Source organism: Saprospiraceae bacterium (assembly GCA_016713025.1).
Taxonomy (GTDB): Bacteria; Bacteroidota; Bacteroidia; order Chitinophagales; family Saprospiraceae; genus OLB9.
Window position 1 is genome coordinate 1,198,383 of the sequence record JADJPZ010000004.1, and the last position, 12,307, is coordinate 1,210,689.

General features: G+C 36.8%; 10 protein-coding genes and 1 riboswitch. Of the genes, 4 read left to right on the forward strand and 6 right to left on the reverse strand.

The window, feature by feature from the left end:
* Positions 1 to 139: 139 nt before the first annotated feature.
* Complete coding sequence (locus IPK35_11515) at positions 140 to 697, reverse strand: hypothetical protein (protein MBK8053867.1); 558 nt, start codon at positions 695 to 697, stop codon at positions 140 to 142.
* 379 nt (positions 698 to 1,076) lie between these two features.
* Between IPK35_11515 and IPK35_11520 the strand changes: the two genes are divergently transcribed.
* Both IPK35_11520 and IPK35_11525 read left to right on the forward strand, forming a co-directional pair.
* Positions 1,077 to 2,246 (forward strand): T9SS type A sorting domain-containing protein, encoded by a 1,170-nt coding sequence (locus IPK35_11520; protein ID MBK8053868.1) that lies wholly within the window; start codon positions 1,077 to 1,079, stop codon positions 2,244 to 2,246.
* A 72-nt stretch (positions 2,247 to 2,318) separates the two neighbouring features.
* A complete protein-coding gene (locus IPK35_11525; protein ID MBK8053869.1) occupies positions 2,319 to 3,848 on the forward strand; it encodes an arylsulfatase in 1,530 nt (509 codons plus the stop codon).
* A gap of 232 nt (positions 3,849 to 4,080) precedes the next feature.
* On the opposite strand, the gene IPK35_11530 is transcribed toward IPK35_11525, so the two are convergent.
* Both IPK35_11530 and IPK35_11535 read right to left on the reverse strand, forming a co-directional pair.
* Positions 4,081 to 4,365 (reverse strand): hypothetical protein, encoded by a 285-nt coding sequence (locus tag IPK35_11530; GenBank protein MBK8053870.1) that lies wholly within the window; start codon positions 4,363 to 4,365, stop codon positions 4,081 to 4,083.
* A 9-nt stretch (positions 4,366 to 4,374) separates the two neighbouring features.
* Complete coding sequence (locus IPK35_11535) at positions 4,375 to 5,268, reverse strand: ATP-binding cassette domain-containing protein (protein MBK8053871.1); 894 nt, start codon at positions 5,266 to 5,268, stop codon at positions 4,375 to 4,377.
* A 159-nt stretch (positions 5,269 to 5,427) separates the two neighbouring features.
* On the opposite strand from IPK35_11535, the gene IPK35_11540 reads away from it, so the two are divergent.
* Complete coding sequence (locus IPK35_11540; GenBank protein ID MBK8053872.1) at positions 5,428 to 6,246, forward strand: class I SAM-dependent methyltransferase; 819 nt, start codon at positions 5,428 to 5,430, stop codon at positions 6,244 to 6,246.
* Positions 6,222 to 8,600, forward strand: a complete 2,379-nt coding sequence (locus IPK35_11545; protein ID MBK8053873.1) for a DUF5110 domain-containing protein — start codon at positions 6,222 to 6,224, stop codon at positions 8,598 to 8,600. Before IPK35_11540 ends, IPK35_11545 begins: the two co-directional genes overlap by 25 nt.
* A 129-nt stretch (positions 8,601 to 8,729) precedes the next feature.
* Here IPK35_11545 and IPK35_11550 read toward each other — a convergent pair whose 3' ends face one another.
* From IPK35_11550 to IPK35_11560, 3 genes are read right to left on the reverse strand one after another with little or no spacing between them, the layout of a single operon-like run.
* The gene (locus IPK35_11550) at positions 8,730 to 9,764 is read right to left on the reverse strand and encodes a hypothetical protein (protein ID MBK8053874.1); all 1,035 of its coding nucleotides are present in this window, start codon (positions 9,762 to 9,764) and stop codon (positions 8,730 to 8,732) included.
* Positions 9,765 to 9,776: 12 nt separating this feature from the next.
* Entirely contained in the window at positions 9,777 to 10,553 is a 777-nt protein-coding gene (locus IPK35_11555) for a TonB-dependent receptor (protein MBK8053875.1), read from the reverse strand.
* A 35-nt stretch (positions 10,554 to 10,588) separates the two neighbouring features.
* Positions 10,589 to 11,584 (reverse strand): TonB-dependent receptor plug domain-containing protein, encoded by a 996-nt coding sequence (locus tag IPK35_11560; GenBank protein MBK8053876.1) that lies wholly within the window; start codon positions 11,582 to 11,584, stop codon positions 10,589 to 10,591.
* 318 nt (positions 11,585 to 11,902) lie between these two features.
* Positions 11,903 to 12,099, reverse strand: a riboswitch (cobalamin riboswitch).
* Positions 12,100 to 12,307 lie beyond the last annotated feature (208 nt).

The following is a 12,307-nucleotide window of genomic DNA, read 5'->3' on the forward strand; positions in this document are numbered from 1 at the left end:
TGGGTTAACCCAACAGTTGTGATCCTAATTTACCCATACATTTATCTTTAACTATCAAAAATTATCAAGTTTCCGGTTGATTACGTTTTGATGAAAGTGTAATTGACTTAGATTTTTGAAGGTGACAAAGTAGAAGTAATCAAGATTTAAAATACAACAGAACAGCAATACCCAACATGATTAAGACATAGATTCCAATGAAATAATTTGCAGCTTTTTTATCAGATACTGTTCCAACATACCTATTTTGCGAGAAATCAAAAGTCACTTCTCTTCGTTTCAGTAGGGCATAGCACAAAAGTATTGTAGCTCCTATTGTAACTAACTGGAAGTGATATGGGATATCATCAATAAGACCATTTAGAATAAAAAATGGAGTCAAAGAAATCATAAAGTTTGTAAGATAAAGGTGTGAAATTAATTTATGAAATGAAGGTTTCCCGTTTTGATCCAAATAGTTGGAATCCGGATTGTTTTTAAAATACAGCCACACTTTCCAAACTAAAAATAGAATTACAATCCAAGGTATTAACATCATTGACCCGATCATAACCTTATTACTCCATGGTTTTAGAATTAAAGCTACATAAAATGGAATATTCATAAAGAAAAACATCATCAACAGATTCTGCTTGATCACTTTTTTATTAGTAGTATATAGTCTTGTCAGAAAGAGTTCCATGATTTGGTTTGCCATAGGTTAAGTTTAGAGTATGTTTAAACTTTTATCATTTGGCTCCAAGTGGCAAATTTAATTTTATCCAGCGTTATATTTTTCGCCGTACCGCGTCAAGCTACGCTTGAACTTCCGGCTATATTCAGTATTCGCTGCGAGCAGCTGCTCGCAGTTCCTTCTTTATTGAGTAAAGTATTTTACTCAATTCTCGTCACAGACGAGACCATTCAGTCATCTTGTCCAAAATTAAATTTCCTCACTTTCGCTCAAACATAAAAATTTAAACATACTCTTATTTCAATGTTGCGATCTTGATTTTGATGTACAAATATAAATAATTTTAATAGAAACGACGAAAAATATTATTTTTACAAACTTTTCAGAAGCTCAAAAAACGCAGATGTGTAAAACCAGAGATATTTTTTTTGTTTTATTGTTTCTAATAGCCGTAAAATCAAACGGCCAAACTCTATATGGTACTGATAATTATATCGAATACAGTGTAGGGAAATTACCTATACTGATCAGCGTTCCACATGGTGGTAACGTAGCCCCGTCTTTCATACCTGACAGAAAGTGCAACAATCCTACTACTGTCACTGATGCCAATACTATAGACCTGGCTATGAAAATGGATAGCATTTTTAGAGTTAAAACTGGTTGCAGCCCACATATCGTCTACTGTCGGCTCAGAAGGACCAAACTGGATGCCAATAGAAATATTGCTGATGGTGCTTGTGGAAATCCGGTAGCCATCACAGCCTGGCAGGAATTTCACCATTTTATAGATACTGCCAGACTTGTGATCCAGCAAAAATATGCCAATAAGGCTTTTTACTTTGATCTTCACGGCCATGGTAACCCAATCCAAAGAATCGAGCTGGGCTATCTCCTACGAGCCAGTGAGCTGGAACTCAGCGATGAAACATTAAACCAATCTCAATACATAGCAGCCAGTTCTATTCAAAATTTAGTAAAAAACAATTTTTCCAAATTATCACATGCCCAGTTACTGAGAGGACAGCATGCATTCGGTAGTATGCTGGAAAAGAGATTTTATCCTGCTGTGCCAAGTCAAAATGATCCCAGTCCAGGGTCTGCATCAGGATACTTCAGTGGCGGTTACAATACAGCAAATCACACATGTTATAACCCAAACCTTGATATCAATGGCGTTCAGGTCGAGTGTAACTTCTCAAATGTACGGGATAATGAAAAAAACAGAATCGCTTTTGCAGAAGCTTTTGTTGAGTCAGTCATCGAATATATGGTGACACATTTTAATATCGATATTAAGAAATGTACAGAACTAACAAATGTCAATGTAATAGAGTCAGATGAGATATACATTTATCCTTCTGTTGTCAGTACTAATGATATCATAAAGATATATAATGCATCAGAAAATGCGAACGTGTGGTGGTTTGATATCAAAGGCACGATACTCAAAAATCACAAAATGCATGGGAACGAGATTTCCGTACCGGACATTTTGCAACCTGGCATATACTTTCTGAAAATACAGGATGATGTAAAACAAGTGACGCAGAAAATCATAGTATCACATTAAATAAATTCATTATATAATATCAAAAATTGTAGTCCGTTGAAACCAGCTCATATCATTGTTACTTTTTACATCATGGCCACGGTAAGTGCTTGCACAGCCGGTAAAACTACTTTTTCGAAAAACACTAAACCCAACATTATCTACATTTTGGCTGATGATTTGGGTTTCGGTGAGTTGGGGATCTATGATCAGGACAAGATAGAAACGCCAAATCTGGATGCATTGGGCAGAAACGGAAAGATCTTCATGCAGCATTATTCCAGCGCTCCTGTTTGTGCCCCTGCCAGATATATGTTGCTCACAGGAAAACACTCAGGGCACTCGTATATCAGAGGTAATGACGAATGGCGGGAACGAGGGGAAGTCTGGGATTTTAAAAAGGCAGTACTTGACTCTACATTAGAAGGGCAAAGACCCATGCCGGAAAGTGAAATATTATTCGCTTCGATCTTACAGAAAAATGGCTATATCACCAGTCTTTTTGGCAAGTGGGGACTTGGAGCTCCTCATACCAACTCTATTCCCACAAAAATGGGATTTGATTATTTCTATGGATACAACTGTCAGAGACAAGCACATACATATTATCCTGTTCATCTATACGAAAACGAATCAAGAGTTTATTTAAACAATACTCTCGTCATACCCAATACCAAACTACATGAAAACGCTGATCCATCCAAAGCAGAATCATATGCCCTTTTCAACCAAAAGGACTACGCACCGGATCTCATGTTTGATAAGATGCTCACTTTTATTGCTAAAAATAGAGATAAACCGCATTTTGTGTACTGGGCGACACCAATTCCACACAATCCTATCCAGGCACCCAAAAATTGGGTCAGATACTATGAAAAGAAATTCGGAAAAGAAGCACCATACCTGGGTCAAAATGGATATTTCCCGCATCCATCACCCCGGGCTGGATATGCTGCTCAGATTTCATATCTGGACGAACAAGTTGGCAAATTGGTGGCAGGCCTGAAAAAGTCAGGATTGTATGAAAACACGATCATTTTATTCTCATCAGACAATGGGGCTACATTTTCAGGAGGTACTGATGCTGCATTTTTCAATAGCAACGGATCACATGATGAAGGGTACGGCAAAGGAAAAGGATTTTTGTATGAAGGAGGTATCAAAGTACCTTTTATGGTTCATTGGCCTAAAAAAGTAAAACCCGGAGTCAACAACACTTTGGTGTCATCTCAATATGACATGTTTACTACCATTTTGGAAATCGCAGGGGTCCACCACAACATTTCTACTGATGGCATCAGTATTTGCCCTTCGATATTTGACAAAGGTACACAAAAAGAGCACGATTTTTTATTTTGGGTTTTTCCCGAATATGGAGGTCAGGTGGCTATCAGGATGGGCAATTGGAAGCTGGTACGCCAAAATCTTAAAGACCCAAAAAATAAGCCTACTTTGGAACTGTACAATTTGTCTTCTGATCCAAATGAAAAAATAAATGTTGCGGCTAAAAATCCGGAAATCATTCAAAAAATGAGTGAAATATTCCAACGCGAGCACACACCGGCAGAAATAGAAAGATTTAAAATTCCATTGATAGAGAAGGGGTTAACCAATCAAGAGTAGCCCCGAGTATGTTTAAACTTTTATCATTTGGCTCCAAGCGGCAAATTTAATTTTCTCCAGCGTTATATTTTTTGCCGTACCATGTCAAACTGTGCTTGAGCTTTCGGGACGCTTCTGTTCCGATCAAGACATTTTTCTAAAAATCGTCTTGACCTACTACGCCTGTAAAATATGCCTCGTCCAAAATTAAATTTACTCACTTTCGCTCAAACATAAAAATTTAAGCATACTCTTATTTCCTTTTCAGCCCCATTTTATTGGCCATATTTCTGAGGTAATTGGTAAAAAACCGAAACTGACCAAATGGAATACTAATCAGAATCACGCACATAGGCCATAAAATAGTCACCAATGGTACATAAAGTATCCAATACCAAACAGATTCTTCTTCCAGTCCATAATGCAGAATCAGGCTACCTAATCTTGCGCACAGACTTCCACCCAAAGCAAAAGTGGTAAATATCAGTATAAACTGCCACCAACCGACTTTCCATTTTTCTTTTAATCTATTAAACATCTATAATTTTTATTTTGCTTTTGATGTGATTTCCAAAAATTCTGTTTCAAGTCTTTTCTTTCTTGCCACAAAATGGGTCAAAAGCAAACCGTGGTCAAAAGCCATTTGATTGATAACACTATGATCTTCTTCCTTATCAATGAGGATTTCAATGATTTTCCCATTTAAATCCAATCTTTTGACAAACGGCAGATCTGTCAAAAATGTTTTTAATTTATCCATATCATTGGCCGCTAATTCCACGGTTATGTCACTGTTGATGATAGATCCTACTGGTCCGGTAGCTAATAAAAAACCTTTTTCGATGATGGCTACATGAGTACAAATCTTTTCCACTTCATCCAGAATATGAGATGCCATGATGACAGTTTTTCCCGACTTTGCTATTTTCTGCAGGATTTCTCTCACCTCAGCAATTCCCTGCGGATCCAGTCCATTGGTTGGTTCGTCAAATATCAAAACTTCAGGATCTCCGATCAGTGTAGCAGCAATCGCCAACCTTTGTTTCATCCCAAGAGAATAAGTGCTGAATTTTGACTTCCTTCTCTCCTTAAGATTTACAAGGGTCAGCAGTTCATCGAAATTGGCATTGCTGTCATTTTTTATGTGTCTGATGATTTCGAGATTTTCATCAGCATTGAGATAAGGATAAAAATTGGGAGTTTCAAGAATGGCTCCTATTTTAAGCCTGTGCTTCTCTCCGTACATTCCGTCAAACCACTCGAAATCACCACTGTCCTGCTTAAGTATGCCAAGTATGATGCCAAGTGTGGTTGTTTTACCGCTCCCGTTTGGTCCCAACAGACCATAAATATTTCCCGCTTCTATGGTGATATTCAGGTCGTTAAGTGCTTTTACTCTTCCGTATGATTTTGAAAGATGATTTATTCTTAGTACAGGCATTTTTTTGAGCTGATGATTGACTGCAAAACTACAACTATAAACTTAGAGATGACTTATTTTATGGACGAATGATAGTGAAAAAAATACTAATGTGCATATAAACAAAACTTCAAAACTCATTTGATTTGCAATATTCACCTCACTTGTTACCTTTATGGCATGAATTGGTTTCGGGCAAAGGCATTTATCGGATATTATATCAAAGCAGTTACAAAGTTTAATACACATTCTCCATTTTTGTATGACTTTGTGATTAGTATATTGGATACAAAAAAAAATTATTATGTTTTTGATAGTATTGAAGCCCACAGAAAATTTCTCTTAAAATCTGATAAAACTTTACAAATCAATGATTTTGGGGCTGGTTCAAAAGTTTTAGCTTCCAAAGCAAAAAAGGTATCTGAAATTGCCAAATCATCCCTTTCTTCTGAAAACAAATGCAGGATTTTGTTCAATATGATTCTTAATTTCAAATGCAAAAATATCCTTGAACTGGGTACATCACTTGGGATTTCATCTTCATATCTGGCTTCAACCGGCGAGACAAGACATGTTTATACACTTGAAGGAGATACAACCATAGCTGAATTGGCTAAAAGCACACATCAATCCCTCGGTCTAAAAAACATCGACGTTCATACTGGAAAGTTTATTGACACACTACCTGATATTTTAAATAAAATAGAGTGTGTTGATTTTGCTTTTTTGGATGGTCATCACCAGGAGCAAGCTACATTGGATTATTTGGAAATGGTCATTCAAAAATGTCATGAGCAAAGCATCATCATAGTGGATGACATTTATTGGTCTGAGGGTATGTCCAGAGCCTGGGAAAAAATCAAAAATAGACCTGATGTGACTTTGACTATTGATTTGTTTGACATAGGGATAGTTTTTTTTCGGAAGCAATTATCAAAAGAAAATATTACATATATACCATATCATTACAAGCCATGGAAAATAGGATTATTTGGTTGAAAAACAAAAACTGCTTCAGATTATTGTCATCAGGTGCATTTGTTGTTGCTCTTATTTTAGTTTTTATAAATATTTCATTTGCTCAAAAAGGTGACAAAACAAATTGGAATGTCCTTCCCTACAATGAAAATATTGTAAAACTCATCTACCAGCCATCTGGATATCTGACCTCCGAAAACATCAGTGATGCAGTCATCCTAAAGCCAGTAAAACATACGAAAATTCCAATTGAAACATTAGGAAATGAAATCATCATTGGTGATAAAACAAAAGTTTCAGTCAATTATCACATGGCAGCCAATGGAATGAGAGGATTTTCTATTGGTCTGGCGGACCATGAAAAAATTTATGGAGGCGGAGAAAGAGCCCTGCCATTAAACCGACGAGGTTATAGTTTCAATTTGCACAATAATCCATGGTATGGTTATGAAAACGGTGCCGACAATCTGAACTATTCTGTCCCTTTTTTCCAATCTTCACTTGGCTATGGAATATTTTTTGATAACCCATCTTCAGGACAGGCTGACATAGGCAAATCAGTAGAAAACAAAATGAATGTCACTTTCTCAAGCGGAGAGTTGAATGTGTACATTATTTTTGGAAATACACCAGAAAAGATACTGAGTCAATACCACCTACTAACGGGAAAACAAGGTCTGCCACCAAGGTGGACTTTGGGTAATTTTATGAGTAGATTCGGATACTCCACAGAAAAGCAGGTAATGGAGATATCAAAAACAATGGTGGACGAAATAATCCCTTTTGATGGGGTTATTATCGACTTGTTTTGGTTTGGTGACAGCATCAAAGGAACCATGGGCAATCTTGAATGGGTCAATAAGTCCCGTTGGCCTGATCCGGCAGGTATGATAAAAAAGCTTAAGGATAAAAATAAAAAAACGATCCTCATCACCGAGCCTTTTATCCTGAAATCATCGCTCAATTATGAAGTTTCAAAAAAATATCACGCAACGGATTCACTTGGTCAACCTTTTGTCCTTACTGATTTTTACTTTGGTTTGGGTGGATTAATCGACATTTTCAGAAAAGATGCTGCCAACTGGTTTTGGGAAAAACATGATCGACAAAACAAAATTGGTGTGGCTGCATGGTGGGGCGACCTTGGCGAACCTGAAAAACATCCATCAGAAATGTATCATGATTTGACAGATTCAGGCTTCAAAAGAAGATTTAAAGCCAATGAAGTACATAACTTATATGGGCACTACTGGACAAAAATGCTTTATGAAAATTATAGCAAACATTATCCGGATACAAGGCTTTTTAGTCTCAACAGAAGTGGTTTTGCAGGAAGTCAAAGATACAACATCATACCATGGAGTGGTGATGTCTCTCGCAGCTGGAGTGGTTTTAAGGCTCAATTGCCATTAATGTTGGGTATGAGCATGAGTGGAATACCTTATATACACTCTGATGCCGGAGGATTTGCAGGCGGGTCAGGAGATTATGAACTTTATATCCGGTGGTTACAGTTTTCAGCATTTACACCTATACTCAGACCTCATGGCACTGCTTTGTTCGAGCTGGATCCAGCTGCTTACAGTTTTCCTTCTGAACCTGCACTGATGCCTGAACCATACAAATCTATGGCAAGGGAGGTCATTCAGTTGCGGTACAAATTGCTGCCATATAACTATACACTTGCTTATCAACAGACCATACTTGGAAAACCTTTAGTTTCACCATTATATTATGTTTTTCCCAATGACAAAAAAGCCGAACCAATCGAAGACCAGTTTATGTGGGGAGAAAATATCATGGTAGTCCCAATTACAGATAAAGGTGCCATATCAAAGGAGTGTCTTTTGCCTGAGGGTAAGTGGTATGAATTGAACTTTAATCAATCAAGAGGTGAAAAAATTATTGAAAAGTCTGTAGTTGTACCAGCATTGCTCGAAAAGCCTGTCCTGTTTGTCAAAAGTGGTAGTTTCATACCTATCATTGACAAATCAGGTGCATCTACAGAAGATTATACTACTGATACATTGACTGTCCACTATTATTTTGATAATAAGAAAAGCAGTTATACACTTTTCAATGACGATGGATGGAGCAAATCATCTCTCAAAAATGATAATTATGAATTGCTGACTTTTTCGGCTGAACCGCAAGCAGAGCAATTGTCCATTACATTACAATTAAAAAAAGGAAAAAAATTTCCGAAAAGAACACATCCGCGGCATATCATATTTGTGATCCATGGAAATGATGAGCTGATGTACACTCAACCAGGATCATCAAAAAGTAATAAACACAAATTGCAATTGGTCAATAACAGATATTCGATCGACATGACCAAAAACAAAATGAGTTTTCTGTTGACTAAAAAATAGTAGCTTCACATTAACCATAGTCAACAGTAAGTTTTAAATTATGGTTAATGTAGATGAATGCTCTTGTTAAAGTTTGACAATCATACTAAAGTAAAGTCAATCGATGAAAAAGTGAGCTGAAAACAGTTCCTATTCTGCAAAATAGAAGAATCCCGGTATAATGCCAGCGGTATATCTGCCCGTGGCTTTGCTGATGGGATCGATATGTGTGACAGTACCATCACTTTGGAAGTTACCGGCATCAGCAAGATACAACCTGCCCTTAGTATGATGGTAGCCTATAGCATAAAATGAACCATCATAGACTGATTCTTTTTCAAATGTCTGGTCAGTGATATCATGAGCAAAAACTTTTCCTGCCATCAAAAAAAACAGTCTGTCTTTGTTCTTATCGATTGCCAGCCCATTTACGTCATTGTTCAGTTTAAAACTTTTCTCCACTTTGTCATTGACTAGCCTGACCAATGCTCCGTCAGTACTTAAAGCCGGATTTGCCCAATCTGAGTTACCACCACAAAGGATCCAAATGGCTCCGTTTTTGTCAGAAACAATATGTGTTGGGTTGTCAGAGATGTCAAGTCTTTGTGTGATGGTATTGGTCTTGATATCGATGATGGCAATACTCTTTGATTTTTCAGTTACTGTACTGATAGTGACATAAAGCTTATCTCCGGATATCAACATACTTTCCGGTGCGCCTCCTGTTTTTATAGTTGCAGTGATGCTTAAAGTCTTAGGGTTAATTTCGTATACATTTCCGCTCTTGAAGTCAGCTCCCCAGGCACTGACATAAAGTTTTGTACTACTTGCTGCAAAGTACCTTGGAAGACTTATGCCCTTGATTTCACCTTGAGATTTGAATGTAGTACCGTCGCATACTGCTATTTTGTTGGCGTTGTTGACAGCAATAAAATATTTGTTATCATGGGCTATCATACTTTGAGCAATATTTCCCAGCACTTGACCGGGGTTTTCTTTTTCAAATACATTCTTGATAGTATCCTTATAGTTGTGGAATGTGATAGTGCCGGTTCCTGATTGGAAGACACCCTGATTGACTACAAAAACACCTTTGGAATATTGTCCTAAGTCTGAAGTATCGTCTTTACTGCACGAAAAGAATAAAAATGAAATGAAAACGGGTACTAAAAATTTTGAGTTCATAATGTTTGATTTTTATTTATGTTTAAAATATAATTTGAATAAAATATTTCCTGAAATACCGGGAAGTGGGAAGAATCTTACAATTTGGTATTGATGATTGGTTAGATTTTGGATGGATGCAGTGACATCAGCTTTGTCACCTATAGTATATTTATAAAAAAGATCAATGATATAATATGGTGATAAATGATATTGATTGTCAGGTGTGTAAGACCTTATACCAGTAAAACGAAAGTTGCCGTATAAGGTATGCTTTTTTTTCTTGATTAAAAAGCCTGATGTAAAGGTATGTTGCGGGACATAGATGAGTTGTTTTCCTACCAGTTCTTTTTCAAAATAGTGGTCAGAAGCTGAAGTTCGGTTATAATGATATTCAATATCTGCTTTGTAGGTAGTAGTAGATGTATTCCATTCTTTGCTGACATGACATTCAAATCCGCGGGACAAAACGGTTTTTTGATTCAATGGTGACCACAATCCATTGGATGTCGGAATCCACTGAATCCAGTCTTTTACATAATTCATATATAGCTGACTTTGTACCTTTAACCCTTTCAGTATGATGTTGTGCTTTAATTCAGCCTGATGAGAAATTTCTGTTTTCAGCTGGTTGTTACCGGATACTGGCCAATACAAATCGTTAAATCCAGGAAGATTGTAGTTACGGCTTACTTGCAAAGACATCTTTTCATGGGAGACACTCCCCGTAAATGAAAAAGGCATCCATCGGTTGTCAGTGTAGTCTTGTCTGGCAGATATAAATAGCTTATATCGATTTACTTTGAACATTTTTGAAGATGCCAGATTCAGTTGGCTGCGCACTTTTATATCTGAAAAAAATTGGCATCAACGACATCTTTTCTATAAGTGATTTTCGCTATAAACTCTTTTTTGGAGGAAAATTCAGTTCCTGAAGAATAAATTTTGACATTTGATCTTGAGTCAACCACAGGAGTGGAAAACCTTATATTTTCATCCATATACGATATCCAAGTATTAAACTTACTTTTGGCAAAAAGAAAGGTGTGGCCTGCTTTGAATCTGTTGTTACTATCTTTTTGTTGCTGTGAGACATGCGCGGAGGTGACGCCTGATGGAATCTCTCTGTCTGACGCTTGTGACCAAATACCCAGTCTTATAGCCTGATTTTTTGACAAATAATAAGTGGAGTTATATAAGAGGTTGTATTTCAACTGATTTGTACCGATTCTATTTTCTTTTTGTTTATTGAATGTGTAGGTGTAGGAGTTTTGGTGTATAGAGAGGTCAGCCCCAAGTGTTCCTGAATACCTGGAGCCTTGATGAGTATATTTTGTGAGCAAGTCCACATTTTCCAACGAAGATAGCTGAATCCCAATAAGACTTTGCCTGTCATGGGGGTTGGTTGAAATATTAAGTGCTCCTGCTATGGCATTGCTTCCTGTGAGTGTGGGTGATCCAAAACTATAAAACTGTGTTCCTGAATACAAATGAAGCGGAATCAGACTCAGATCAAAACTACCATTGACCATACTCTGGATGTTGATGCCTTCCCATAAAACCGGCAAATGCCTTGTGCCCATACCTCTGTGCAGGAGCGTTGTCAATCCTCCGGGCGATGACTGCTGTAGCTGAGCGGATGCAATCGAAGATAAAAATGTGGAGACGCCTGGCTGTATATCAGCAGGATATGTGTGGGAAGGTTTGGAATTTTTAAATAAGTGATGTACGGTATCTACTATAAATACAGAATCAATAGTGACTTGTGAACGAACACTAACCCACATCAATACATTTAATAATACCAGATAAACTATCTTCACATCAGACATTATAAGCATAGGTTTAAATTTTTTTCTTAACTCAAAGTAGAAAAATTAAACTTACACTGACTATCAATTACCCTTGTGGGCTTTCCTTTTATATTGCAGAGTGACATTGGGGAAAATCCTGAATGGTTGTAATATGCATTCCAGAAATATTACCGGTTGCAGCTTACTTATTACCAAAAAGCAAGAGTTAGTCAAAATTTTCATATTTGATCGAAAGTGTAAAAATACGTTTGTCGTTTTCAATCAAACACTGAAATTCTAAATAAACTCTCCTGAATTACTTTTTGCATAATTCACATTTAGGCTCGACTTTTATCCCGAAAGTCATCACACATAAATCTTTGAGGCAGGTCTTCTGACTTTTTCAATTTCAACGTCTTCCCATCGATACAGACAGTGACATTGCTGTTGAAACCATATACTTGAAATTACAGCTACGGGTATAGTTCCTGACTTGCACAGGATTCCCTTTTAATGAAGAGCAATTATTTATTGCCATTTCAACCTTCAAAGCAAGGCAAAGGTAGAGATATTTAAAGGATTAGTTGAATTTTTCATTTAAATTTTATAACCATAAAGCCAGAAGAAAATTAGTTCATAACATTTGTAAGGTTAGAGTATGTTTAATTTTTTTTTTAGTTGTAAATCAAGAAATTATGGTTCTGGCGATAAATTATTAACGAATTTAGTGAACTAAATGAGGCGATTATTTTGAAGTCAGGTTTATAATAT